Source organism: Fischerella muscicola PCC 7414 (assembly GCF_000317205.1).
In the GTDB taxonomy this organism is placed as follows: domain Bacteria; phylum Cyanobacteriota; class Cyanobacteriia; order Cyanobacteriales; family Nostocaceae; genus Fischerella; species Fischerella muscicola.
In genome coordinates this window covers 1-25,316 of record NZ_AJLK01000103.1, presented here as the reverse complement: position 1 = coordinate 25,316, position 25,316 = coordinate 1, and the positions used below count along the sequence as shown (strand labels likewise).

At 42.5% G+C, this 25,316-nt stretch carries 32 protein-coding genes; 13 read left to right on the top strand and 19 right to left on the bottom strand.

Translation table 11 applies throughout. The annotated features are described in order from the left end of the window. Positions 1 to 336: 336 nt before the first annotated feature. Positions 337 to 783, top strand: a complete 447-nt coding sequence (locus UYI_RS0115340; RefSeq protein ID WP_016867531.1) for a (2Fe-2S) ferredoxin domain-containing protein — start codon at positions 337 to 339, stop codon at positions 781 to 783. Positions 784 to 895: 112 nt separating this feature from the next. Here the strand turns inward: UYI_RS0115340 and UYI_RS0115335 are convergent, their stop codons facing one another. Beyond that, a complete protein-coding gene (locus tag UYI_RS0115335) occupies positions 896 to 1,165 on the bottom strand; it encodes a hypothetical protein (RefSeq protein WP_016867530.1) in 270 nt (89 codons plus the stop codon). A gap of 115 nt (positions 1,166 to 1,280) precedes the next feature. On the opposite strand from UYI_RS0115335, the gene UYI_RS0115330 reads away from it, so the two are divergent. Continuing rightward, positions 1,281 to 1,589, top strand: coding sequence for a hypothetical protein (locus tag UYI_RS0115330; RefSeq protein WP_016867529.1), 309 nt, complete (start codon positions 1,281 to 1,283; stop codon positions 1,587 to 1,589). After that, a complete protein-coding gene (locus UYI_RS0115325; protein ID WP_016867528.1) occupies positions 1,570 to 1,836 on the top strand; it encodes a hypothetical protein in 267 nt (88 codons plus the stop codon). The genes UYI_RS0115330 and UYI_RS0115325 overlap by 20 nt, the downstream gene beginning before the upstream one ends. Before the next feature lie 234 nt (positions 1,837 to 2,070). On the opposite strand, the gene UYI_RS32725 is transcribed toward UYI_RS0115325, so the two are convergent. After that, complete coding sequence (locus tag UYI_RS32725; protein WP_258003612.1) at positions 2,071 to 2,436, bottom strand: phosphatase PAP2 family protein; 366 nt, start codon at positions 2,434 to 2,436, stop codon at positions 2,071 to 2,073. Positions 2,437 to 2,453: 17 nt separating this feature from the next. Between UYI_RS32725 and UYI_RS0115315 the strand changes: the two genes are divergently transcribed. After that, positions 2,454 to 3,122 carry a general stress protein gene (locus UYI_RS0115315; RefSeq protein WP_026085969.1) on the top strand — a complete coding sequence of 223 codons (669 nt, stop codon included), beginning with the start codon at positions 2,454 to 2,456 and terminating at the stop codon, positions 3,120 to 3,122. 157 nt (positions 3,123 to 3,279) lie between these two features. Here the strand turns inward: UYI_RS0115315 and UYI_RS36835 are convergent, their stop codons facing one another. Beyond that, a complete protein-coding gene (locus UYI_RS36835; RefSeq protein WP_157226342.1) occupies positions 3,280 to 3,444 on the bottom strand; it encodes a hypothetical protein in 165 nt (54 codons plus the stop codon). A 162-nt stretch (positions 3,445 to 3,606) separates the two neighbouring features. On the opposite strand from UYI_RS36835, the gene UYI_RS0115310 reads away from it, so the two are divergent. The 8 genes from UYI_RS0115310 to UYI_RS38980 all read left to right on the top strand — a co-directional run bounded on the left by UYI_RS0115310 (position 3,607) and on the right by UYI_RS38980 (position 9,919). Further along, positions 3,607 to 4,458 carry an ABC transporter ATP-binding protein gene (locus UYI_RS0115310; RefSeq protein WP_026085968.1) on the top strand — a complete coding sequence of 284 codons (852 nt, stop codon included), beginning with the start codon at positions 3,607 to 3,609 and terminating at the stop codon, positions 4,456 to 4,458. After that, positions 4,415 to 5,269, top strand: a complete 855-nt coding sequence (locus UYI_RS0115305; RefSeq protein ID WP_026085967.1) for an ABC transporter permease — start codon at positions 4,415 to 4,417, stop codon at positions 5,267 to 5,269. Before UYI_RS0115310 ends, UYI_RS0115305 begins: the two co-directional genes overlap by 44 nt. A gap of 19 nt (positions 5,270 to 5,288) precedes the next feature. After that, positions 5,289 to 5,750, top strand: coding sequence for a MarR family winged helix-turn-helix transcriptional regulator (locus UYI_RS0115300; protein WP_016867523.1), 462 nt, complete (start codon positions 5,289 to 5,291; stop codon positions 5,748 to 5,750). Continuing rightward, positions 5,713 to 6,984, top strand: coding sequence for an MFS transporter (locus UYI_RS0115295; protein ID WP_016867522.1), 1,272 nt, complete (start codon positions 5,713 to 5,715; stop codon positions 6,982 to 6,984). Before UYI_RS0115300 ends, UYI_RS0115295 begins: the two co-directional genes overlap by 38 nt. A gap of 184 nt (positions 6,985 to 7,168) precedes the next feature. Further along, positions 7,169 to 8,359: a pyridoxal phosphate-dependent aminotransferase gene (locus UYI_RS0115290; protein ID WP_016867521.1), complete on the top strand. Its 1,191-nt coding sequence runs from the start codon at positions 7,169 to 7,171 to the stop codon at positions 8,357 to 8,359. Between the two features lie 83 nt (positions 8,360 to 8,442). Continuing rightward, positions 8,443 to 8,808: a cold-shock protein gene (locus UYI_RS35815; RefSeq protein ID WP_016867520.1), complete on the top strand. Its 366-nt coding sequence runs from the start codon at positions 8,443 to 8,445 to the stop codon at positions 8,806 to 8,808. Between the two features lie 243 nt (positions 8,809 to 9,051). Next, on the top strand, positions 9,052 to 9,504 hold the full coding sequence (locus tag UYI_RS0115280; protein ID WP_026085966.1) for a Panacea domain-containing protein: 453 nt from the start codon (positions 9,052 to 9,054) through the stop codon (positions 9,502 to 9,504). A 160-nt stretch (positions 9,505 to 9,664) separates the two neighbouring features. Next, complete coding sequence (locus tag UYI_RS38980) at positions 9,665 to 9,919, top strand: hypothetical protein (RefSeq protein ID WP_016867518.1); 255 nt, start codon at positions 9,665 to 9,667, stop codon at positions 9,917 to 9,919. 116 nt (positions 9,920 to 10,035) lie between these two features. On the opposite strand, the gene UYI_RS0115270 is transcribed toward UYI_RS38980, so the two are convergent. The 7 genes from UYI_RS0115270 to UYI_RS0115240 form a co-directional block, all read right to left on the bottom strand. Next, positions 10,036 to 10,635, bottom strand: coding sequence for a thioredoxin family protein (locus UYI_RS0115270; RefSeq protein WP_016867517.1), 600 nt, complete (start codon positions 10,633 to 10,635; stop codon positions 10,036 to 10,038). 45 nt (positions 10,636 to 10,680) lie between these two features. After that, positions 10,681 to 12,072, bottom strand: a complete 1,392-nt coding sequence (locus tag UYI_RS32710) for an LLM class flavin-dependent oxidoreductase (RefSeq protein ID WP_016867516.1) — start codon at positions 12,070 to 12,072, stop codon at positions 10,681 to 10,683. Positions 12,073 to 12,170: 98 nt separating this feature from the next. Further along, positions 12,171 to 13,082, bottom strand: coding sequence for a TauD/TfdA dioxygenase family protein (locus tag UYI_RS0115260; RefSeq protein WP_016867515.1), 912 nt, complete (start codon positions 13,080 to 13,082; stop codon positions 12,171 to 12,173). Between the two features lie 304 nt (positions 13,083 to 13,386). Further along, positions 13,387 to 14,475 (bottom strand): aliphatic sulfonate ABC transporter substrate-binding protein, encoded by a 1,089-nt coding sequence (locus UYI_RS0115255; RefSeq protein ID WP_016867514.1) that lies wholly within the window; start codon positions 14,473 to 14,475, stop codon positions 13,387 to 13,389. A gap of 161 nt (positions 14,476 to 14,636) precedes the next feature. Continuing rightward, positions 14,637 to 16,121: an amidohydrolase family protein gene (locus UYI_RS0115250; protein ID WP_016867513.1), complete on the bottom strand. Its 1,485-nt coding sequence runs from the start codon at positions 16,119 to 16,121 to the stop codon at positions 14,637 to 14,639. Between the two features lie 565 nt (positions 16,122 to 16,686). Beyond that, positions 16,687 to 17,178: a phycocyanin subunit alpha gene (gene cpcA / locus UYI_RS0115245; RefSeq protein WP_016867512.1), complete on the bottom strand. Its 492-nt coding sequence runs from the start codon at positions 17,176 to 17,178 to the stop codon at positions 16,687 to 16,689. Between the two features lie 121 nt (positions 17,179 to 17,299). Then, positions 17,300 to 17,821 (bottom strand): phycocyanin subunit beta, encoded by a 522-nt coding sequence (locus tag UYI_RS0115240; RefSeq protein ID WP_016867511.1) that lies wholly within the window; start codon positions 17,819 to 17,821, stop codon positions 17,300 to 17,302. A gap of 567 nt (positions 17,822 to 18,388) precedes the next feature. Between UYI_RS0115240 and UYI_RS36825 the strand changes: the two genes are divergently transcribed. Continuing rightward, positions 18,389 to 18,553: a hypothetical protein gene (locus UYI_RS36825; protein ID WP_016867509.1), complete on the top strand. Its 165-nt coding sequence runs from the start codon at positions 18,389 to 18,391 to the stop codon at positions 18,551 to 18,553. Between the two features lie 99 nt (positions 18,554 to 18,652). Here UYI_RS36825 and UYI_RS0115225 read toward each other — a convergent pair whose 3' ends face one another. The 9 genes from UYI_RS0115225 to UYI_RS0115190 all read right to left on the bottom strand — a co-directional run. After that, positions 18,653 to 19,330: an HAD family hydrolase gene (locus tag UYI_RS0115225; RefSeq protein ID WP_016867508.1), complete on the bottom strand. Its 678-nt coding sequence runs from the start codon at positions 19,328 to 19,330 to the stop codon at positions 18,653 to 18,655. Between the two features lie 63 nt (positions 19,331 to 19,393). Next, a complete protein-coding gene (locus UYI_RS0115220; RefSeq protein ID WP_016867507.1) occupies positions 19,394 to 20,086 on the bottom strand; it encodes a class I SAM-dependent methyltransferase in 693 nt (230 codons plus the stop codon). Between the two features lie 56 nt (positions 20,087 to 20,142). After that, positions 20,143 to 20,535: a hypothetical protein gene (locus UYI_RS32705; protein ID WP_016867506.1), complete on the bottom strand. Its 393-nt coding sequence runs from the start codon at positions 20,533 to 20,535 to the stop codon at positions 20,143 to 20,145. Further along, complete coding sequence (locus UYI_RS0115210; RefSeq protein ID WP_016867505.1) at positions 20,535 to 20,981, bottom strand: GNAT family N-acetyltransferase; 447 nt, start codon at positions 20,979 to 20,981, stop codon at positions 20,535 to 20,537. The genes UYI_RS32705 and UYI_RS0115210 overlap by 1 nt, the downstream gene beginning before the upstream one ends. A 22-nt stretch (positions 20,982 to 21,003) precedes the next feature. Then, entirely contained in the window at positions 21,004 to 21,984 is a 981-nt protein-coding gene (locus UYI_RS0115205; RefSeq protein WP_016867504.1) for an aldo/keto reductase, read from the bottom strand. Between the two features lie 64 nt (positions 21,985 to 22,048). Next, the gene (locus UYI_RS0115200) at positions 22,049 to 22,255 is read right to left on the bottom strand and encodes a hypothetical protein (RefSeq protein ID WP_016867503.1); all 207 of its coding nucleotides are present in this window, start codon (positions 22,253 to 22,255) and stop codon (positions 22,049 to 22,051) included. Positions 22,256 to 22,294: 39 nt separating this feature from the next. Beyond that, positions 22,295 to 22,468, bottom strand: a complete 174-nt coding sequence (locus UYI_RS36820; protein ID WP_157226341.1) for a hypothetical protein — start codon at positions 22,466 to 22,468, stop codon at positions 22,295 to 22,297. A 37-nt stretch (positions 22,469 to 22,505) separates the two neighbouring features. Next, positions 22,506 to 24,341 (bottom strand): vanadium-dependent haloperoxidase, encoded by a 1,836-nt coding sequence (locus UYI_RS0115195; RefSeq protein WP_016867502.1) that lies wholly within the window; start codon positions 24,339 to 24,341, stop codon positions 22,506 to 22,508. A 726-nt stretch (positions 24,342 to 25,067) separates the two neighbouring features. Then, positions 25,068 to 25,316 (bottom strand): dienelactone hydrolase family protein (locus UYI_RS0115190; protein WP_026085965.1); only part of this gene is annotated, 249 nt, incomplete at its 5' end.

Sequence of the window (25,316 nt, the reverse complement as noted above, 5' to 3'; positions counted from 1 at the left end):
TTCCTTGTCCAGTTATGCTTATTAGCTTCTCCAGTCAAAATCTATACGGATGCTCCTTTAGAGGTTAAAGCCTAAAGGAGCTTATTTTAGCAGGTTTATCCAGGGGCAAGTTTTGAGGTGGATGCTCGGCGAAAATAAAGCAGAAACTTAAAAGCTCTCGATTTACGCTCTTGGCTTTAGTGTCTCATGTTGAGCAATCATTGCTATCAGTATTGATATCAGCAGCTAATTACTTACTTGCAACAAAAAACTTCATAGAATACCTTCACTGTTAGAACAAACTCAACGCTCAATTTAGGTGATGCTATTGGAGAAAAATAGCAAAGCCATTCGTCCATGAAGAAACTGCTTAAACGTATACTGGCGCTAATTCGACAAATTTTTCAGCAGTTCTCATCCACTGAGAAACCAAGTACTCGTCCTTCTTATCACCCGCCCATTCCTCCTATTGCTCCCATTCTCACTTTCGTTCCCCAGTGGGAGAACGGGTTGGTGCTAGTTTGTTCACAGTGTACAGTAGAGCAATTTTCTCTTCGTTCTCATCGCATTAATAGAGGTACAACAGCTTCAGAAGAATTACAGAACTGGCTGAAATCTCGTCTAAAATTTGATGGATTGTGGGGTAAATATCGGGTTGTCAGCACCAGTTGTTTGGGAGTTTGTCCACAGTCGCGCGTTGTTGTTGTTCTGCGTCATAATGCAGTTGGACAACAGTGCTTCATTGTCTCTCCTCAAGGCGAACGCGAAATTCTCTACTCCTATATCAAACAGCTCAATCAGTGATACCCAAACCGAATTTTATTCGCAAGCTAAAAGCTTTTATTATCAACGCTTTTGGCGATTAGTCTAATTTCTTAGCGCACATTTTACCCGTTTTGGCACAGTCCCGCGCTATTTAATCTTCAATTTGAATTTTCAGAAAAAGTTGCTCCCAAATCTCTAAAATATCTGTATTTTTATTCAATGGATCTTTGTTTTTAATAAGGGCTGTTTTAGCTTGTTTGGCAAGCTCTACTTTCCATCCTTGTTCAAGATTTACGTTGTTTTTAGCTGCAAAATCTTGGATTTGACGAACAATAGGTATATTTTCTTCAACAACCTCATCGAATCTACAAAAAAGAAAAGGGCAAAAACGGTAGAAAGAAAGCTCGAAACCGATACGCACGCAGACACCTGCATATAAGTAGACAACGTACCGAACACGCCAAATCGAGAGCGCGTCACCTCATGCGGTCTAAAGGGAAGAAGCGATACCAGCAGGCACACTCCTGTCAATTGAAATGCAAGGAGTAAATCCAAATGGTTGGGCGATCGCACAAGTGACTGCAATTGTCAAAGATGGTACTGAATATCCAGTGTCCCCTGGAACAATTGCAGTATTGGGAGAAGGCGGAAACCCTTTAATCGCCAGTCAGTATCACAATAAAGGGGGAGAAATATTTAGTTTGGATGTAGGATTAGGGTTGGTATCGGGATTGGCTAAAGCTGGGGAAATTATTAACCAACCTGATGTACAAACTAGCATTTCCCAGTCTGATGGCGGATTTAGTAGTGTGCAGACAAGTAGCAATGGCAAACGATCTATTTAGAGGTATACCCACTGCTACCAACGGCGCTCACTTGACGGTGGTGACAGAGATGCAAGGAGGGGAGAGGAATATCTATAACTTTAGGGTGGTGATGGGCAAAGGTTCGCCAACTTACGCAAGTGTGCAAATTACTCCTGACGTAACCAAAGCTGAAGCAACACCTCCAGATTCAATTGCGATCGCCACCATCAATACCTCAAACTTCAACTGTAAAATTTACAAATTTTCGTCATTCAACACTGCCTAAAAATGTTAATCAAAACTACCAAGAATCAACCAGGACTTACAGGCGCTCAATGGATGAGTGGTAAGTTTCAAAATGTTCGTGTCTCTAAAGAAATGTAAAAAAGAATTCGGGGAGCGATCGCAAGTAGGGGAAGATTGCTCAAGGAAAGATGCTGAATGGTTTCAAAAATCTAACGAAAAATCTAGCAAGAAGGTCAAAAGTCAAACCTTACCCACGGCAAGCAATATTGAACACTCACAAGCAGCTTTTCAGCGAGTTGATGGAGTGTCGTGTACTCGACGGGGTAGCAGGTGTGAAGCCATTTCCCAAACCTACCGCATAACCAAAAAGTTCCCAACCTCTAGGAGAGAAACTGGTGAAAGGAAGTACTGCAATCGGTGCTGAAAGACCAAGAACCAGGAAGAATTGAAATGTCCGTCCAGAGAACCAGCGCACAAGCTTGGGCCAAAAACGCTGGTAAGCAACCACCAAAATCAACGCGATCGCCACGCCGCCGAGTAAGTCTGCCAGATAGTGTACACCAAGATACAGGCGAGCTAGCATTACTAGAAAGACAATGCATACCGAAATAACTGCCGGGATGCGACCAAACGCAGTCAATGTCCCCCACAAAGAAAGTGGCTATACAACGACGTAAACGTGCAGTTGGTACATTCCCCAACCGCCAAACCGCAGAAGAAGCGCTCTCCAGACTTAGAGATTCAGGTTTCCTTATGGATCGAGTCTCTGTATTGGCAAAGGATATAGATCGCAATGAGCAAATCGCTGGAGCTACTGTCAAAGATAAATCTGACATGAGCGATCGCGGTGATAATGAAGCTCAAGAAGGTGCTGGAATTGGTGCAGTCACAGGCACAGCTTTGGGTGGTATTGGTGGTTTACTCGTAGGCTTGGAAGCTTTAATTATTCCGGGAGTCGGGCCTTTTCTGGCAGCCGGAACTATAGCAACTACTTTGGCTGGTGCAGGTATTGGTGCAGCAGCAGGTGGTCTTGTAGGAGCGCTGACTGGTTTGGGTATTCCAGAAGAAGAAGCCAGAGCTTATGGTCAACGGGTATCCCAAGGTGAATTTTTAGTGATTGTAGATGGTAGTGAGGATGAAATTAACCGTGCTGGCTCTATTTTGAGGAATCAAGATATTCGAGATTGGGCCATATACGATGTATCTGGTGATGTAGCTTCTGCTGACATGAATGATATTGATCGGACTACACAGAGATATACAGGAACTACTACTGACGAGGGTGTAGTGGAAATTGTTGATAAGCGGAATGACCAACCTCGCTAGGCATCATTGGTGCGATCGCGTTCCAAATAAATTATGCTGCTGATTTTTGGGGCGATCGCACTGGTAACGCCGCCAATGATGGGCAAATTTTCGGCAGTCTCCCCAGAGTAGAATCAGGACTCACCGCCTACAACGTTGTCGCTGGGGTGAGAGACCGCTATCTCACCACCACCGAACCAAGCACTGAGCGATCGCGAGCGTCAAATGATTTCTTTACGTTGTTGCGATCGCTAACTTGGTTGGTTAGGAGTGTTTTCCACAGGCTGGCGGAATCTATGCAATGTAGTGCAAAAATACGGAAGCGATAAATTTTTGTATCCACACTATTGTTAACTTCTGCATCTTGAAATCAGAAAGAAAATCAGCATTCACTGCGATTTTAGGGTGTTGGTTTAGTTCTATGAGCTCTTGACTTCCCAGTAAAATATGAGAAGCTAATAATTAGAGAATCTAAATATTGCTGCAAAGGAAGTGCATTCTACTCGTGACTAAACTGACGGGAAGAACTGATTGGTCAACATCCGTAAACACCCTAAAATCGGTCATATTGTCAACTCGGGGACTCACGCGCCGCTTTGACAAGTTCACAGCAGTTGATACCTTAAATATTTCCGTAGCACCTGGAGAAGTATTTGGCTTGCTTGGACCCAATGGAGCAGGCAAAAGTACAGTAATTAAGATGTTGACAACCCTGTTACCACCCAGCGCTGGTCAAGCAACTTTAGCTGGCTATGATGTGACTCATCAATCCAATACGGTTAGAAGAGTTATCGGTTATGTACCTCAAGCTCTTTCTGCTGATGGCAGCCTTACAGGCTATGAGAATCTTTTAATTTTTGCCAAGTTGTATGATATCCCATCGAAGCGACGCCAACAGCGCATCCATGATGTGTTGGAGTTCATGGGTTTGCACTCAGCAGCCCATCGCTTGGTGAGAACTTACTCTGGCGGTATGATTCGCAAGCTAGAAATAGCCCAATCTATTCTGCATCGACCGCAGCTTTTGTTTTTAGATGAGCCAACAGTAGGACTTGATCCAGTTGCCCGCACTCAGGTATGGCATCTGGTACAAGAACTCCGTGCTAATTACGGCACAACTATATTTTTAACTACCCACTTTTTAGAAGAAGCTGATAGTTTGTGTAACCGTGTGACAATTATGAACCGGGGTAAGGAAATTGTGACTGGCGCACCCAGTGAATTAAAAGCTGCGATCGCTAAACCAAACGCAACCTTGGATGATGTGTTTATTTACTACACAGGGGATGAATTAGCATCGGGAGTGAGTTACTATGACACGGCAAAAACCAGACGTAATGCTCAACGGTTGGGTTGAACAAACACCTGCTTATCGAAACAATATTATTTTTGCGATCGCCCAAATAATCAGTAAAACTCTTGTTGTCGCTGAACTAGAAGTACGTAAACTCCGCCATGACCCCTATGATTTACTAATACGAGGTGTACAGCCTGCATTATGGCTGTTGGTCTTTGGGCAAGTTTTTACCCGCACTCGCGCTATTCCAACAGGGAATTTATCTTATTTGGAGTTTATGGCTCCTGGTATCCTCGCTCAAAGTGTGCTGTTTGTAGCAATTTTCACTGGTGGTATGACGCTGATTTGGGAGCGAGATTTGGGAATTGTGCATAAATTCCTCGCTAGTCCTATACCTCGTGCAGCGATGGTATTGGGTAAAGCTCTAGGTTGTGGGGTACGATGCTTATCACAGATAATAATCATTTATGGATTGGCACTGCTGTTAGGTGTCAAGTTAAATCTCAATCCCTTAGCTTTACTTCAAGTATTGGTAATTGTGCTTTTAGGAGCAGGTTGTTTTTGCATTTTCTCGCTCATCATTGGCTGTCTAGTGAAAACCCGAGAACGGTTTACAGGGATTGGGCAATTGTTGACTATGCCATTATTTTTCGCTAGTAATGCCATCTATCCCATATCACTCATGCCAAAGTGGTTGCAGTTTATTTCCCATATCAACCCCTTGACGTATCAAGTTGATGCCCTACGCGGTACGATGCTAGTAAATGGCTCCAGTCTGTACGGGTTTAATCTAAATTGTATAATTCTCTTGCTAACATTGATAGGCTTGACAATCATCTGTGGAAAACTTTACCCACGGGTGGCGATGTAATCAGGAGAATGACAGACCCATGAAGCTCGGTAAACCTTCTCAAGAATGTGCCGCTAGGGTAATGGAAACAATTCCATTATTAATGCGGTTTATCCGAGCCGATATGCGGACTCACAGTGCTGACTGTTTGTCTATACCTCAGCTGCGATCGCTAGCATTTCTCAAGCGCAATCCAGGTGCTTCACTATCTGAGGTGGCAGAACATCTGGGTGTCACTTGTGCTACTGCATCAACCACAATAGAACGACTAGTACAAAGGAATTTGGTACAACGCACCGATCATCCCCAAGAACGGCGACGAGTTGTTCTCAATTTAACTGAAGAAGGTAAGCAACTTCTAGAGGAATCTCAACAAAAAACTCGCGCTCATATAGCCGATATTCTGGACGGTTTGACACCAGAACAAGTATCACAAATTGAAGAAGGTTTGACTCTACTCAAAAATGTCTTCGAGCAAACAGAAGTTCCAAAAGCTCCTTAAAACTGAGGTTGCATCACACGATCCCTTTGCAGCCCTGAGATATCGAGATTATCGACTATTTACAATTGGGCGTGTACTCCTGTTTACAGGTTCACAAATGCAGACTGTAGCGATTGGCTGGGAGCTTTATGAGCGTACCAACTCAGCTATGGTGTTAGGTGGGGTGGGACTGGCGCAAGTCCTGCCGATGATTGCCCTGACTTTGATTGCTGGACATGTCGCTGACAGGAGCGATCGCAAACACACCATGTTACTTTCTATCATGCTGTTAGTGCTTTGCTCACTGGCTTTGGCTGTTATTTCCTACAGTCGAGGTACAGTTGTTCTAGTTTATACCTGCTTGCTGTTAACAGGCGTTGCTAGAGCGTTCTTAAAGCCTGCTAGCGATGCTCTTATGTGGCAATTAATACCAGTGAGTGCTTTTACAAATGCTGCCACTTGGAATAGTACAAGTTTTCAGTTGGCAACAGTGATTGGGCCAGCCTTGGGAGGATTTGCGATCGCAGCTTTCGGAAGTGCCACAGGGGTATATGTGTTGGCAGCGATCGCATCATTTTTGTGTTTTGCTTTAACAGTAGTAATTAAAGAACAAAAAACAACTTTTACCAAAGAACCAATATCCCTAAAAGCTTTATCTGCTGGTGCTAAGTTTGTCTGGCAGAACCAGGTAATTTTAGCTGCAATCACCTTGGATATGTTTGCTGTCTTACTGGGTGGTGCAGTTGCACTATTACCCATCTTTGCTAAGGATATTTTACGGGTAGGCCCAGTGGAGTTGGGATATCTACAGGCAGCGCCATCTATAGGTGCATTAATTATGGCAGTGGCTTTAGCACATCTACCACCGTTACGCAAAGCTGGCCCAGCTTTACTGTGGTCAGTGGTTGGTTTTGGCGTCGTCACGATTATCTTTGGGCTATCTCGTTGGTTTTGGTTGTCACTGCTGATGCTGGCATTAAGTGGGGCGTTGGATAGTATCAGCGTTGTGATTCGCCATACTTTAGTGCAGATTCGCACACCTGATCATTTACGTGGCCGAGTTGCTGCCATCAACAGCGTCTTTATCAGTGCCTCGAATGAGTTGGGAGGTTTTGAGTCTGGTTTGGCTGCTGCCTTATTCGGCCCAGTCATTTCTGTAGTTGGTGGGGGGATTGGGACAATTTTGGTGGTAATTGCAACAGCTATGATTTGGCCAGAAATTCGGAAGTTAGGGGCGTTGCAGGAGTATGAATAAAAAATGAGTTTGAAGACCTGGACAAAATTATTACCACTGCCCCCAAGTATGGTATCGAGATCATCCCTGCACCACTTGGGCAGTGATCATGCGATCGCAAAGAACAATATAGTACTACTTATTGGTAAAATATACGGTAAACTTATCGATTTAAAGTAATTTCTATATTTATAGAGGAATAAACGTGACTCCAACAGGAAAGCAGAAAATTTCAGATAAAGCAAACCAGTTCACAGAGTCAGTCATTCGCGAAATGACTAGAATGGCATTGCAATACGGTGCTGTGAATCTGGCGCAGGGATTTCCTGATTTTCCTTGTCCACCTCAGTTAAAACAGGCAGCTTGCGAAGCAATTCAGGAAGACATTAATCAGTACGCAATTACCTGGGGCGATAAAGCCTTTCGTCATGCTATTGCAGAAAAAGTCCATTGGTATTTAGGCTTAGATATTGATCCGGAAAGACAAATAACCGTCACCTGTGGTTCAACAGAAGCAATGGCAGCTGTGATGCTAGCAACTCTAAATCCAGGTGATGAAGTGATTGTGTTTGAGCCGTATTATGAAAACTACGGCCCCGATGCGATTTTAGCCAGTGCAACTCCTCGCTACGTATCGCTGCATCCACCAGAGTGGACATTTGATGAAGCAGAACTGCGTCGAGCATTTAATGAACGCACCAAAGCCATTATCATCAATACACCCCATAACCCGACCGGAAAAGTATTTTCTCGTGCAGAACTAACTTTAATCGCTGAGCTTTGTCAAAAATGGGATGTATTGGTATTTACAGACGAAATCTACGAACACATTCTCTATGATGGAACGCAGCATATTGCAATGGCAACTCTGCCAGGAATGTCTGAGCGAACAGTTACTATTAATGGTCTTTCCAAAACCTACAGTGTGACTGGTTGGCGAGTTGGTTATATTCTAGCAAACCCAGAATTAACAGGAGCAATTCGCAAGGTTCATGATTTCCTCACCGTTGGCGCACCTGCACCCTTGCAAAGAGCAGGAGTAGCAGCCATGCAACTTCCTGTGAGTTACTACGAAGAACTAGCAAAGCTTTATCAGCAAAAGCGAGACAATATTTTGCAAATTTTGGATGCAGTGGGAATTCCCTATTTTGTTCCCAAAGGAGCCTACTATGTGTTTGCAGATATCTCGCGTTTTGGTTACAACCATAGTGTGGAATTTACGGAATACTTAATTAAAGAGATTGGTGTGGCAGTGGTTCCCGGTTCTAGCTTTTTCTCACAATCAGAGGCAGGTAAAAATTTTATCAGGTTCTGTTTTAGTAAGAAGCCAGAAACTTTGGCCAAGGCAAAAGAGCGGTTGTTGAATTTGCAGTCTGTTCTGCAAGGTATAAATTGAGTATAAGGTAGGTTTCGACACAAGAAAAAACTCCCAAAGCTTTAGAAACATTCAAGAAAGCAACTAAAATAATAGACCAAGCATTGACAAAAGTAACCTATGCTCAGTTTGAGGCAACTCGTCGTAAAGCTTTCACAAACGATCTCATTTCTATATTGGCTGATGAACTTGCTGTTTCACAGCAACCCAAAGCCTTTGAGCGACCTAAACTAAAAGCAACTGCTGCTCAAGTTGAACGTGAGCAAGGGACAGTAAGTAAATTCAGCGATATAAGAGGTTTTGGTTTCATTCGAGGCGACCATCATGAAGATATTTTTGTTCATTTTCGAGAAATTCGTGAGGCTGAACAAAAGTTGTTTCCTGGCGATATTGTTGAGTTCGTACTTGTGAAAAATGAGAAAGGCTTAAATGCCAAAGCAGTCAATGTGGTCAAAGGTGCTATGCACTAGGAGTTTACAGCGACAACTTTGCTCGGGTCTCCACAACACCAAGATATTTGAATTCAGTACAGATATACTGCACAAAAAGACAATAATTATTGAGAAATATTCCACAAAGTTAAAATTTAGTGTGTGACCCAAAGCAAGGCTATAATAGTACAAGTAAACTATCTTAAGTAAGATAATTATCAGTAGCTTTAGGCAAAATAATTCTATAATCTGCTGAATAGCACATTGAAGGGGGTGATTGTAGTGCTGTCATGCTTTGAGATCGCAGATTATTTTATTTGGTTAGCAAATGAAACAGGCTCTTTCATAAGTAACCTGAAGCTTCAAAAACTTGTGTATTACGCTCAGGCTTGGCATCTGGCAATTCATAATATTCCCCTGTTTCTGGAGGATTTTCAAGCATGGGTACATGGCCCCGTAATCCCTGAACTATACCAAAAGTACAAAAATTTTGGATGGCAACCAATTTTAAAGGATGTCAACCCTCAATTGTCTGAAAATATAAAAGAATTTTTGGATGAGGTAGCACAAGAATATTTTGCTTGCGATGCTTATGAATTAGAGCAAATGACTCATGTAGAAGCACCTTGGAATTTAGCCAGGGGAAATTTACCACCAGATGCACCTTCCAACGCAATTATTAAAAAAGAGTGGATGAAGGAGTACTACGGGTCTCGTGTCGAAGAAGAGGATTAAAAAGACTGACGTTGCTAAGGAAAGTAAATCAGGTATTAAGCCAACTAAGCTGATGCCTTGAGGTGGCTTCAGCTTTTCCTTTAAATACTATCAGGATGATAACAGCAAATTTTCTTGTAACGGAAAAGCAGCAATTTATTGGCTAACGCTACTAGAACGATTGAAAGCTTTATCCGCCTTGACAGCACAAGAAATGTTAATTAACCGTAGCAGTTCTCTCAGATGTCATCCGATTAAGTGGGAAGATACTAGCGAAAATGGATTTGGTTTACCAAATGAGGAACAATTAGTTGATACTCCTTATCAATTTTCCCTATCCTCAAATGAATATGGCAGAGTTCACGGATTCTTTATTGATGAGGTTTTCTACATTGTTTGGTTAGATCCAGATCATTTACTCTATCCTGCAAAATAATACATTAAATTTGTAAGTTTCATAAATTATGATCAGACTAGGGAATTAACCCGCCTGCAATTAAAATGCAGGCGGAATTGTGAAAAAACTAAATACTCCGTTTAACTCACGTTCTATCAAGCAGTAACAGCAGGAGATTTGTAATACACAGGTTCATTTCCTGGCTTCCATTTGATGTTGCAACCGATACTCGGCTTTTGCTCCCAAGTAATTGCGCGATCGCTCAACACATCTTCAATCGCTGCCCGTAAATCACCTCCAGTTACAGATATACCATTATTAGGACGACTGTCGTCTAACTGTCCGCGATAGACTAGCTTGCGGCTAGCGTCAAATAAGAAAAAGTCTGGAGTGCAAGCAGCAAAAAAGTTCTTTGCTGTTTCCTGCGTTTCGTCAAAAAGCAGAGGATAGGATAAATCCAACTCTTGTGCAAAGACTTTGAGAGATTCGGGTGCGTCATCGGGATGGGTGTTCGGATCATTAGCACTGATTGCAACTATGCCAAGATTGCGATCGCGATAATCTTTACCCAGTTTTGCTAATTCCGATTTGATGTGCTGCACAAAAGGACAATGGCGGCTCAAAAATATCACTAGCAAGGCTTTTTTACTAGCAAAGCTGGAAAGTGAAACCTTTTCACCAGAAACCACATCTGGTAGCTGAAAATCTGGTGCTAAAGTACCCAACGGTAGCATTGTTGATGGAGTCAGTGCCATAAAATAAAACTCCGGGAATTTTTCTGTGAAAGTATTTCTTTCAAACTAATCTATTATGGATAATTTATGCAGAGAAGCACTTACCAGTTCAGGAGAATCTGCAACTTTGGTAAATCTATTTACCGGACGAGGTAAACCAAGATTCTCGCGCAGAGTTCGACCTTCGTACTCAGTCCGGAACAGTCCCCGGCGTTGTAGTTCGGGAATTACCAACTCTACAAACTCATCCAAACCACCTGGTAAATAAGGCGGCATAATATTGAAACCATCTGCGCCACCGTTAACAAACCAATCTTCTAGCTGATCAGCAATTGTTACGGGTGTTCCTAATATTGTTCTATGTCCGCGTGCGCCTGCGATCGCTAAATACAATTGTCGAATTGTTAAATTCTCTCTCCGTGCCAAGTCAGTTAACAGTTGCTGACGGCTTTTACCACCGTTAGTCTCTGGTAATTCTGGTAACGGCCCGTCTACAGGATACTGAGATAAATCAAATCCGCCAATCATCCCCGAAAGTAGACCCAAGCCGACATGAGGATGAATTAAATCCTGTAACTGCTCGTATTTTTCCTTGGCTTCCTCCTCAGTTCTACCGATGACTGGAAATACGCCTGGCATAATTTTGACATCATCGGGGTTGCGTCCGTATTTAGCCACTCTCGCCTTGACACCAGAATAGAACGCCTGTGCCTCTACGAGTGTTTGTTGAGCAGTAAAAATTACCTCTGCTGTTTGGGCAGCAAGTTCTTGACCATCTTCAGAAGAACCAGCTTGAATAATCACCGGGTATCCCTGCGGTGGACGAGCAACATTGAGCGGGCCGCGTACCGAGAAATGCTTGCCTTTGTGGTTGGGTATGTGCAATTTGTCAGGTTCAAAGAACACCCCTGACTCTTTGTCCCTCACAAAAGCATCATCTTCCCAACTATCCCAAAGCTTGGTGACAACATCTACAAATTCTCTAGCACGTTCATAGCGCAGCCCATGTTCCATATGCTGATCGCGGTTAAAGTTGTGTGCTTCTGTTTCTGTAGCAGAAGTAACAAGATTCCAACCAGCACGACCACCACTGAGATAATCTAGGGACGCAAACTTACGGGCGAGATGATAGGGTTCGTTATAGGTGGTTGAAACTGTCGCTGCTAATCCAATGTGTTCTGTTACCACTGATAAAGCCGATAGCAAAGTGAGTGGTTCAAAATGAACGACTACCGAACGACTCAAAGCATCAGTTCCTTGACCCCGTTGGCGGACAGCTACACCATCAGCGAAGAAAATCATGTCAAATTTTCCTCGTTCAGCCATCTGGGCAATTTGCTGAAAATGCTGGAAGTTCAAACCACCATCTGCTCTTGCTTGTGGGTGTCGCCACGCCGCCACATGATGACCAGAACTCATCAAAAAAGCACCCAGTTTTAGCTGTCTTTTCTTACTCATTTTCTTCTCTTCTTTCCCTTTAGAAGCATACCTCTTTCCTTCTGCCTTCTGCCTTCTGCCTTCTGCCTTCTGCCCTCTGCCCTCTGCCCTCTGCCTTCTCAAGCAGCTGCCAAAGTGGGGATATATCTAGAGGAATCTCCCTTGATAGCCTCGCTATGTTTGCCATCAATACCAACAGGAAGATCACCGACGAGTGTTACCCGTTGAACTCGGCGAGGTTGATTACCGTAATCAGCGATCGCATAATGTTGAGTAGCGCGGTTATCCCAAAAGGCTAAATCACCAACTTGCCAACGCCAACGGACTGTGTTCTCTGGACGTGTGACATAAGATTGCAACAAACGGATAATGTCATCTGATTCTGTAGTTGATAGTCCGCGAATCTGACGCACAAAACCACCGATAAACAAACCATGCTCACCAGACTCAGGATGAACACGGACGACTGGATGCAAAGTTTCGTACACAGTAGATGTAAAGACAGCTCGGTAAGCTTTGAGTTCTTCCGAAATATTGACTGCGGCTTCTGCATAATCGTAGGCGTTGCTGTGTACAGCCCACAGCTGATCTGCTAAAGTTTGCAGATGAGATGGTAAATCTTGATAGGCAGTCACAGAGTTTGCCCAAATTGTATCGCCTCCTGCTGGTGGAATTTCAATCGCCCGCAAGATAGAACCGAGTGGAGGACGGTCTACAAAAGTCACATCGGTATGCCAAGTGTTAGCACGGGCAGCAGTACGGCCGTAATCTAAGTCAAGGATTTCTGGATGTCCCTCAAGTGATGGTACAGTGGGGTGAGCTGTGGTCACTTCACCAAATCTACGAGCGAAGTTGACTTGTCCTTCGGCATCAAGTTGCTGATGACGGAAGAAGATGACTTTATATTGAATGAGGGCTTGGCGAATCTCACTAATAATGTTTTTGCTGAGGTCAGCACTCAAGTCAAAACCCAGGATTTCAGCACCGATGCGTCCTGCAACTGGTTGGATATCAAAGTGTTGAAAACTCATTTCTTTTTACTCCAGAAGAATTTTTATACTTGGCTATAAAGTGATCAGGGATTGGGGATTGGGAAGAGATTTTCATGTTTGGTTGTGCCAAAACAGCAGCGTGATTGACTGTCTTGAAAATGGGGAACTCTTAATAGGGATGAACTTAACAGCAAACCCAAAATCCATCGGTGTCCATCTGTGTACCCTACGGGAAGCCGCTTGCGCGTCTACGTTTAATTCATCCCCTCATTGTGGGCAATTGCCCATGAGGGGCTGTCTTGAAAATAGGTGTAGGAAGAGTCAACCCCCAACCCCTTCCACACTATTTCTGGCTGATAGTTGGTGGTGTGATTGCAGCATACTGTTCTGGTGTCAGCATCGCTTCTTGAACATTCAAAGGTTTGGGAAGCAAGCCATTTTTATAAAAGTAATCTGCAATTCGTTGTTGTTCCTTGATTAAATCTGGGGAAATAGCCCTCAATCCATAAGTACGACGACTAATTACCAAATCCATGACATCTGGAGGTAGTTTTTGATGGGGTAAGATTAGCTTGCCAGTTTCTTTGGGATTTGCCTCAGCCCAGCGCTCAATTTTATCAATCTCCTCAATAACAATCCGTAGTAATTCTGGATTATCAATAGCAAACTGCTTTGTCCCGACATAATATCCACCAGGAGAATCAAGCCCTTGGGCTGTCCTGATAATCTTTGCTTTACCCAATTTTTCAACTCGAGCCAGATGAGGATCACCAGTTACCCAAACAGGAATTTTCCCTTCTAAAAAAGCACTAGTAGCTTCTACGTTAGGTATACTCAAGACTTGAATATCACTGTATTTCAAACCGACATCTTCTAAAGCTCTGAGAATGAAATAGTGGGAGGCAGAGGCTTTTTGGAAGACGACTTTTTGCCCTTTGATATCCTTGACACTCTTGATCGGAGAATCGGGTGGAACAGCGATCGCACTACTTTTGCCACTATTTTGAGTGCGTCGTCTACCCACAACATAAGCAATCTGAGCGCCAGCTGCTTGAGCAAAGATAGGAGGAGTTTCCCCAACATTACCCAAATCTATTTTGCCGACATTCATAGCTTCCATCAGCTGTGGTCCTTGGGCAAACTGCGCCCATTCCACCTTGATACCCAAGGGTTCTAGTCGTTTTTCTAGTACTTGTGTTACCTTGACTAAATCACCTGCTTGTTGATACCCCATGCGGAGTAATTTGGTTTTAATTCCAGATGTCTGAGTATCTGATGCATTGCTAGCAGGAGATTGGGTTTGTGCTTTTTGGCTCTCTTGCGTGCAACTAACTAATGTCAGAGAAGTTGCCAGTGTGAACAATCCTGGCACTAACAGTAGTGTAAAGCGACGAAAAATATTGAGATACTGATGCTTGACTGTAGTAACCATAGATTTACACAGAAGGGGAACACGGGGAACAGGGAAAGGTAATTAGGATATTGATATTTTTTCCAATACCCAATCCCCGTACTCTGCGAGAAGCCGAGTCAAGCGCGTCTACGCGTAGCGTCTCCTTTAGGAGAATCACCAATCCCCTATCCCTAACTTCACTAACGACCAACACTTACTAGATATTCTTCAGCTTCTTTCTCAATTGCCGTACCCTTGAAGAAGTCACGATTCAGACTGGTGTACAACTCTAAGGGATGTATAGAAAGGAAGTAGCGCAAGTCTTCTTCGCTGAAAATGCCTTGTTCTACCATGCTGTAAGCGTTGGCAGTGACAGCTGTAATATCAGGTACATCCCAGTGACCTGAATCGGAACCAAGGAAGGCTTTGACTCTGTCACCAAAAGGATTGGCCTTTTGATAGAAGGCATAGGCAACGCGGAGATCATCTGATTCAGTGCCGAAGTAGAAGTGATTCAAGAAGCGATCGCGTACATCTTCGGCTTTTGTAATTCCAGCCGCAGCAAATTCATTTAGTTCACCAGGATCTTCTGGCGCAAAGTATTTGCCGTGGAAACCTAACCCGCTACCTAGCTGTTCAAAGCGACCTTTGATTTCTGGCCCGCCATAACGTGCGAACAGTTCCTGCAATTCTTCCCGGTTAACATTATTGGGATGGTTATTCTGTAATATATCTGGGTTACGGGTTTCCCAATGCCAGATGATATCGGTATAAAGGCTAGCACCCCAAGCCGAACCACCTTCTAAGAAAGCAAACTTGAGGGTGGGGAAACGACGGGTAACACCACCAAAGAACAGGGCTTTGCAGAATGCTTCTCCTGCGGAGGCAAAGTGTCCGATGTGGTTGTATTGGTAATTAGAAATCGAGCGTCGTGCAGTCCAACCCATACCAGAAGCGTGGGTGGTAGGAACAACTTTCAATTCCACACACTTCGCCCAGAAGGGATCGTAATCGTAGGCGCTATCCAATGCTAAGGTATCTATCCAGGTTGCTTCTCGTTGCACTTCTTCTGGATATTTTTCAAAGGCGGGAATGGTACGGGTAACGTAAGCGGGAATTTGAATAGCTTTGAGTCCTAATTCTTTGACTGCATATTCTAATTCCTCAATTCCTTCCTCTGGTGTGTTCAGGGGAATGGTTGCAACTGGGGTGAGGCGATCGCTATAAGAACGGAAGATATCTGCATGATAAAGGTTAGCTGCTCGGCAAACTGCCCGTCGCATTTCTTCATTCTTGATTTGCGGTGCTAGGGTTGCCAAGTTGGGATAGAGGATGGCGAAGTCTGTTCCTGCTTCTTGCAAGCGTTCGTGTAGTAGCTTCGGTAAGCTGACAGTGGCTAGATTTAAGGTGTCCTTGGTAGGACGACCCCAGAAGGGAGGACGAGCAGTACGGTAATGATGACGTTCTTCCCAAGTTTGCTGGAACCAACGATAGCGACCAGCACCTGGTAGATGCTCACGGAAGGCATCGGCAATCTTTGTACCACCTACCTGAGCTAAGTAGTCGAGAAAAGCAGGCTCAAATTCCTGGGTATGTACATCAGTATCAATGATGGGATAACCCAGCTGTTGGCGAATCTCGGCGGAGCGAGTTTTCTTCTTGGGACGTTCTAATGCAATTGTCATGATGATTTCTCCGGTTATTTCACTCGTTGACTTTTACAAGTCGCAAACCCTGACAAAATCGAGCTTGACGACGGAGGAAAAATCGAAATTTGTCCTGCTAATAGGTGTGCAACTATAGCAATGCCAGATTTTAGTTAACTATGGGCGAAATAGTCCATTTGGTAACACCAGAGGTTGCAACGGATTGTTTGACACCAATTAATTCGTGCTAACAATCTTTACCTCATTAAGCTAAACTCCAGTTTCTTTGCAGATATTACTCACACTCGTAATCTGTACTCGACCTCAAAGTGTCTGAATGATATTGTTTGTGCAGTGTTTGCACCAAAAACGTAAATACTGTTCACCTACCGATTTATCGGTAATTAATACATTATGATTGCATAACCTCAGATGTAATACAAGTCTTTTGCAAATAAAATATACGTTTATCTAATATTTTTGTTTATAAATAGTTAGTCAATCTAAATAAAAGTATGAACAGACCAAAACAGTTATCAGTCACCAATTGCAACTGATAACTGATAACTGATAACTGTTCACTAATCAGTGTCCACTGATTTCGCTAGCTCAAAGCATTGATGACATAATCAATGTAGGAATTTGCTTCCACAGCAGGATCACCAGTTAAACCATGATTGGCCTTGATGTACTTGAGAGCTTCGATATACCAACTAGGAGATAGCTCAAAGGATCTGTTGATCTCAGCCAATCCAGCAACTAAATACTCATCAATAGGGCCTGTTCCACCTGCAACTAGTGCATAAGTAATGATCCGCAGGTAGTAGCCGATATCACGCACGCATTTCGATTTCCCACGCTGATCATATGCATAGTTAGGGCCTTGCAACTGAGTTGTGTAAGGAAACTTTTGATACACAGCGTTGGCTGCTGCTTCAGCTAGGCTTTGCGCTCTACTAGACAACGCTTTCACTGCTTCTAGCGTCACAGCTGCTTGTCGGAAGCGACCGAAAGCAACTTGAAATTCTGCGCTACTCAAAAAGCGACCTTGAGAATCTGCGGCTGCAACTGCTTCGGTTAATGGAGTTTTTGACATAAATTTCTGATCTCCCTTGTGGTTTTACAAATTTGTTATTTGTTGTTTGTTGGTTGTTGTTTGTTGGTTGTTGGTTGGAACAAACAACCATCAACTACTAACTAATAACTAAGGCAATTGACTAGCTGACAGCCGAGGAAGCCCGATCAAAGTAACTGGCAACTTCTGCCAGCAGGCTACTGCAATCACCGGGAGTAATGCCGTTGGGGTCACTAGCGATCGCAAGCGAAGCTTCCTTCAGTTTTTGAATTCCAACAGCGACTGAAGCCCCTGGAGTCCCCAGTGCTACATAGGTTTCTCGCAAACCATTGAGGGCGCGGTCATCCAGTACACTAGCGTCGCCCGTAAAAATTGCATAGGTTACATAACGTAGAATGATTTCCAAATCTCGCAAGCAAGCAGCTGCACGACGATTGGTATACGCATTACCTCCAGGAGCAATCAGCTGAGGCTGTTCCTCAAACAAAGAACGCGCTGCATTAGCAACAATCACAGAAGCATTGCTGGAAATGCGATTGACAACATCTACACGCTTATTTCCGTCTTTGACAAGAGCTAATAGAGCATCCAACTGATCATTGCTCAGATATTCTCCTCGAGTATCAGCCTGAGCAACAACCTTGGTAAAAGCATCTTGTACCATTGTTCGATCTCCTGAATGTTAATTAGCGAAGAACAGTGATGGGGTTTGTAGCCAAAAGTTCAAGGGGTTTTGCAACCATACCTGTGGCTTTTTGGTCATTTACTTCACCCAATTTTAATACTGTATCTTGATAGGAATACCGTATTTTATGGATTTTAGTATGCCACAAGCAGGGTGCAAAAACAACAGGACAGTTAGAATACAGTCTGCAAGAGTGGGGTAAATGTCCTCTATTTGCTCTAAAGTTCAAACCGACCAAAAAGCATCAGAGCCATACTGCACCAAGATGAGAACCTCCATAAGTCTGTAAAGTTAAATTTTGTTTCTTAATACCTACTTGCGTTTTTGAAGAACTCATGGCAAAGTACATGTAAGTAAATACTAAAAACCTATCGATAAACCGTATTTAAGTTTGATTGGAACATTGTGATTGTTTGAGGGCAAGCCACGACGATGTAACACTTGAGCAGGTGTGAATAGTCGCAAATTCACAAAGGAGAAAACCAATGGTTAGCCAACACAGAACCATAGAATTATCATTAGCGGAGCAGCCTGTATGGCTGAATCATGGAACACCTGGATATAGTACGGCAAATTCCTGCTCAGAAATTGCGGGAATTGGGTTTCTTTCCTGTTTTGATACCTAGTCTGCCGCAACTGAAGTATGAATTACAGCAGTCTCCTACCGTTCTTTATTCACAAAGCAAGACGTATTTAGCTGGCGATACATAATCGGTAGCTACCTGCTGGTATACGCTACATAAACGAAATTTAGCTTTCTCCTAATTCCTCGGTTGGTTCCACCGAGGTTTTTCTTAGGAGTATGATGACCTAATTGATTGAATGATTAAAGCTTTGAATTATTGAAGGGAGTAGGGATAAATCATCAATTATTGCATCAGCTTCTATAGGTTCTGTCCAATAAGGATCACGCTTCCACACTGCTTTCATGCCAAAACTTTTGGCTCCCAAAACATCAATAGTTGGATGATCTCCAACAAATACACTCTGCTGTGCTTTTACTCTTAATTTTTGCAATGCTCTATCAAAAATCTCTGCCTCTGGTTTTCTTACTCCCTCGCTCTCGGAAATTATTATGACATCAAAATAATTTTCAATACCTAATCCTTGAATTGTGCGGTGCTGAAAAATTTCAAGACCATTAGTAATAATTCCTAATAAATATCCTGACGTCTTCAGAGTTTCTAGAGTTGTTTTCAGGTGAGGAAAGGGAACACAGGAATGAATAAATTGATTTTCGTAATCGTTTAATAAGTCTTGCCAACTCAGCTTTTTAATGGAAAACTCAGATATCAAACTTTGATAGACTTTATCTTTCCAAACATAGCCTCGACAATCCAATTCAATAAATCTGGAAATATAATCTTCTTTGGGAATTTCGTGCAGTCCCCAAATTAAGCGATCATATTGAGTCCCAATAAATTGCTTAAGTGAAGTTTCTCGATCAAGTAGAGTGCCATCTAAATCAAAAAGAATTGCCTTGAGCATTTTATTTTCAGATTCTACTTATTCTATTTAGCGTTTGAGTTATACAAAAATCATCTATGTGATTTAATCAATTTTATGACCATAAGCATAAATAAAATAATTATCTGTCACCTTGACTTCTACATCAAAACCAAATTTTGTTAATTTATTTTTTAATTCTTCTTGCTGATAAAATATTTTTACTATACTAAATTCTCTGCCATCATTTAATTTTCTCTGTTTATAAACATTACCATCATTTTCTAAAATATGGTCTTTTGCTGTTGACAATGGTGCAAAACGAGAATCAATAATAAATAATTTGCCACCAAAGCGTACTGATTGATTGACTTTTTTCAAAAAAGAATCTACTAACTCAGGTGGTACATGAGATAACCAAAAAGAGAAAAATACTAAGTCGTATTCTGCATCTGGCTGCCATGCAAATAAATCTACTTGTCGATATACAATGTTGTTACTAACTAATTTGCTGCGATTTATTTCTAAAACTTCAACAGAAGCATCGAGAGCAGTGATTTGATTACCAATATTTAAAAGTTTCTGCGTCCAAATCCCCGTTCCACAAGCTAACTCTAAAACATTTTCCACTCTACCAATTTGAAATAGAGCATTTTCAACAATAGATACTTCGTCAAACCAAAGCTGGTTGATTTCCCTACCCCGGTCATATCGTCCTTGGCGATAGAACCATTCGTCATATTCTTCGGCTCTGGCACTATAGTAAGCTATTTGCTCTTGAATAATTTCAGCTTTCATTATCACTTTCTATGAGTAATAAAACGTCAGTATTTTTTAAAGATTAAATTTCATAGCTATCTTGCTATTTTATTAGACTTCCCAATAATTATCCAGTAAAATCCATCTGGTGCAACTAATCCAAATGAAGGTTCACCAAATTCATTAGCAACAATAGATGTAACATTAGTAGCGCTACTACGGGAAACACGTTGATGGAAGTCAATAATATCTTCAACTTGATATGTAAATAGGCTCAAACCTAAAGAACCTGGTTGCGAGAATTTCCGTTGATCTGGAGTAGGGTAGAGAGGAGTTAACTCTGCTTGTTCTGCATTCAACTGTCCCTGTTGAATTGGTTGATATAGTAGTAGTGTCTGCACAGCTGCCATAATTGATTCATCAAGCTGCTGTTTTTCTGAAAAATTTTCTGCAAGAATACTACTCAACTGTTGTTTGGTTGAAATCATTAGTCTGTCTGAGTGTAAACATTTGGATACCATTTCTCTAGAAAGCGATCGCTATTTTTGAGTTCAGTAAATCCAAATAGTCGGTAGAAGTCTTGAGCATCTTTAGTTATAAGTAACCAGCGACGCAATCCCTGTAATTCTGGGTGGGACATAATTGTTTCTATCAACCATGTGCCTAACCCCTGACCACGAAAAGGTTCTAAAACAAATACATCAGCGATATAGGCAAAGGTAGAATAGTCGGTTGTGACACGAGCAAAACCAACCTGTTGCTTGCTTTTGTACATACCAAAGACAAGTGAGTGCTGAATGGAACGCTTCAGAATTTCGAGTGGCAACCCTTCTGCCCAATAAGAACTTGCTAGAAACTGATGTATGACGTTGATATTTAGCCGATTTCTGTCTGTACTGATGGAATACTCACCTCGTTGCCACTCTGTAATCATAGGTTGACTGCATCTGTTAATCCTAACGATGTCCTAGTATAGGATGAGGTTTGTAGGGTTCTTCTAAGAATTTGCGTTCTTCTTCAGAAAGCACCAAATTAACAGCTTCAACTGCATCTTTGAGATGTTCAATTTTACTAGCACCAATGATAGGTGCAGTTACGCCTGGTTGATGCAACAACCAAGCTAGGGCAATTTGCGCTGGTTTTACCCCGCGTTTTTGCGCTAACTCGACAACGCGATCGACTATCTGAAAATCTGAATCATCATAGTAGAGTTCGTGGGCAAATTCATCGGTTTTGGCTCGTAAAGTATCACCATAGTCTTGCTTTTGCCGATTTCCTACCAACAATCCCCGTGCTAAAGGACTCCAAGGAATGATCCCAACTCCTTCAGCTATTGATAACGGAATTACCTCACGTTCTTCTTCTCGATAGACAAGGTTGTAGTGGTTTTGCATAGATACGAAGCGAGTCCAACCGTGTTTATCGGCTGTGTATAAGGCTTTGGCAAACTGCCATGCGTACATACTCGATGCACCGATGTAACGCACCTTACCAGACTTAACTAAATCATGTAGGGCTTCTAGGGTTTCCTCAATAGGTGTCTCGTAGTCCCAACGGTGAATTTGGTACAAATCAACGTAATCTGTTTGTAGCCGTCGCAAGGAAGCATCAATGCTATCAAAAATATGTTTGCGAGATAATCCCCGATCATTAGGGCCATCACCGACTTTATTGAAGACTTTCGTAGCAATAATTACTTGATCTCTTTGGGCAAAATCTTTGAGCGATCGCCCTAATATTTCTTCACTGACACCCAAGGAGTAAACATCGGCTGTATCAAAGAAATTAATCCCCAACTCTAAAGCAAGTTTGATAAAAGGGCGACTTTCTTCTTCTTCTAGTACCCATTCTCGCCACCGACGAGAACCATAAGTCATAGTACCAAGGGATAGGCGTGATACTTTCAGTCCGGTTTTACCAAGATTGACGTATTTCATAGAAGGTTATTTGATGTGAGTTAACGTCCTAATTCTTTATAGAGATAAGCCAATTCCCGTTGAATTATTGGTATGTTGCTGTGCTTTGCATGACTTTTTCTAAAATACTCAAGGTTTTGTGATACTCGCTGGTACGAATCAATGCATCAAGATAAACTTGCTCAAATAAATCTCTTTGGGCATGGCTACCACCTGTTTGGTGTAACCTTGGTAGTATCAATTCTAGTTGAGCGATCGCAAGGAGCAATTCACCCTGAGCATGAGCTATCATCTGCACAGCTACAACTACTTTTGATACAAATCTTAAATACTAAATATCTATCGAAATACAGTAGTTATTAGCTATTAAATAAAACTTTCGCACAGACAGCAGTGAAAAGCAAGCGATCGCCCATATCAGATTTGCGATCGCTTGTTCATGTAGAGACGTGCCATGGCACGTCTCTACATAATTTATGTGTATCCCGATTTGAAATGGTATCAAACAAAATTAATTACACAAATTGTATTTCTGTTCCCTTTTACACAGTGATTTGTGTACCGTCAAACTTGGTAAACGTGAAGCCGTCGAATTTTTCGTTGTACCCTAGCCTTTCGTCTCTAAGAATACTAATGGCGACTTCTTCTCCTATAGCTAAAGCCGCTGAACCATCCGAACGCCAATGGATACCGCCATTGCTACGACCAATGTAATAGTTAGTTGCCAGCTTATTCAACTCACCACCTACTGTTAGAGGTGGCCCACTGTAGGGAATTACTTTGGTTGGGTCATTGGGATCAGGCTCTACAGGACTGGGAATGATAAAGTTTTCGTCAAAAAAGGCTTTCAAAAGTGTCGCTTGCACACCAGCAATAACCCCAGCACCGCCAGGGTAGGAGGAATGGAAGGGCGCACCTTCAGGATATGCGTGAGGTAATAGATAAGTACCAAAGCTGCTAAAAGTCTGAGCTAAAGCTGTGGAATTCAAGACCTCGGAATTAATTGGATAGTCAGTTTTATTGACAAGATTGTTATAAATTAATCCACCATATGCTTCTGGTCGCAGACGTCGATGTACATAAAACTTTTGCCAGTAGGAAGCTCTGATAGCTCGTGAGGGAGCCAAGTTGAGTAAAGCTTGAAAATGCGCTGGTGCAAACGTCGCAGCTGAACCTACTTGAGTCTTCGATTTGACGTAGGGATTACCCGGGTTTAAGGGTGCGCTAATTCCAGCATTGAGAATTAATAAGGCTCCAAAGAACAAAGCTCCACCGATATGTGCTAACTCACTTAGATCGCGAACAGTGAATACGAAACGGCGTGTCGGATCGTACTTAATAGACTTGCCAGAATTACCGCCATTCTGAACAGTTAGCCATTCGTCGTAATTAGTCAGGAAGTCATTGTCCTTACCAGCAACAGCAGTACGAATCAGGGGCGAAATAACCTGAGTGTTGTAAGGAATCTCACGTAACAGAAACTGGGAAATGTAAGGGCCGTCAAGTACTCCGGGTGGAATAACATATTTTGCTGTTCTACCCGAGGGATCACTTTCATCAACATAAATGACACTGCCACGAAATAGAGTTTGAGGAGTGACAACACCATTCTGTTTTGGCCCCTGGAATGCTGACAGATTATTCAGTTCTGCGATCGCTGCTGCAACGTTGGGATCGTCTTCAAACTTGTGAAAAGGTACATCTCGCAGTAGAGCCTGCCAGTAGAGTTCAACAGCCTCTGCGGCTTGTTCTGGACTATCTAGAGTCGGTGGTGGTGGAACTGCTATCTGAGATGCATTGATTCCTTCAAGACTGATTGCCAATGCTCCTTGAGGATTGACTAGCTTCCTTGTCCCACCCAAGATAATATTTTCATAGTCATCAGGGTTAAGTGTTGTCAGTGCTTTAATCAAAGAATCATAAGCTTTGAGATCAACTTCCCCTCGTTGGTTATGCGGTAATCCCCTAGTGTCAGTAGCGATTTTGTTAGGATAGCGTTCCTCATCGCCATTAGTTGGATGCGGTGGGATCTCAATCTGTTGATTCGCTTGTGCTGCTTGCACACGCACTCGAAAAGCTTTCTCGCGAAACTGGATGTAGTTGAACCGCCTAACAGGTTTTTTGCCTTGGGTTATTTCCTGTGCTTGGACAATATCTCCTCTGTTCTTTGACGACAAAGGCGAACTGATCACGCCTGCAACAACGCTAGCAGCCGTAAAGATACCAGCATGGCCAAGAAATGAGCGTCTACTGACGCTACCAGCAAATAAACGTCTGCGTCGTCTTCTGCCAGTAGCACGAGATTTGGTATTTGTCGTTTCGCTTGGCAGTTGTATATTTTCTTGAGGAACTTGATCGGAATTAGGATCGAGTTGCATAAGATTATCTCTGTTGTTAGGAAGTAAAGTATGAGAATGCACTACAGGCAGATAAGTTACCTGTAGAGATTGAGTACCGTTATTGAAACTGGAATGAATAACTGTTGTGCTGATTTGGGATTATCAACAGTAAACAGTCATCCTGTAGGAGAGTTACCGACTCAGAAAACTCCCTCAATGCCTGCGTTCAAATATTGCTAGTGAAAACAGCTAAAAAAACAGATGCATAAGCTAAGGCTTACGACTTACGCAAGCCACCACCCTCCAAAAAGTTAACCATGCATATACTGGTTAGAAGATGTTTTAAAAGGTTTGGCGAATATAATTTGCAACTACACAGGCTAAGTCCACCTGCGTGGACTGACTAAAAATAAAGAATTTCATTACCTGCGGAGGCAGGTTTCGTAAGTGTAGCAGCGATTTCTAATCGCCAGAATACAAATCTTTATACGTACATACTGATGTACGCGATTAGTGATTGACTTGTTATTTGCTTATGCTTCAGCAGTAAGTACTAAATATCGATAAATTTACCGTATTTTGTTGTCAAAATAGAATTTCTCACAAAAATGTATTAAAAGCAAGAGGATGTTACTAAATTACACTGAATGTTGAGCAAGATATCTTTGGGAAGTTTTGTACGGGTGGGCAAAATCCGCAAGGTAAGGGATGGAAGGAATACCCCTTACCCTTTCACCTTTTACTTTTTCCCAGATATCAATGAACTCAGTGGAGTTGCTGTTGAAACAGTTCCTTAACTTTGTTCCAAGCATCAGCAGCAGCTTCTGGGTTGTAGCTACCACGATGGTTACAGAAAAAGCCGTGATCGGCAGGATAGCGAAAGACTTTGTGAGGAATTTGGTGTTTGTTTAACTCTGCCTCTATTTGTTCTGTTTGCTCTTGGGGTATTCCTGCATCTTGAGTACCGAAGAAGGCGTAAAGAGTACCTTTGATATCTGGGGTACGGGTAATGGT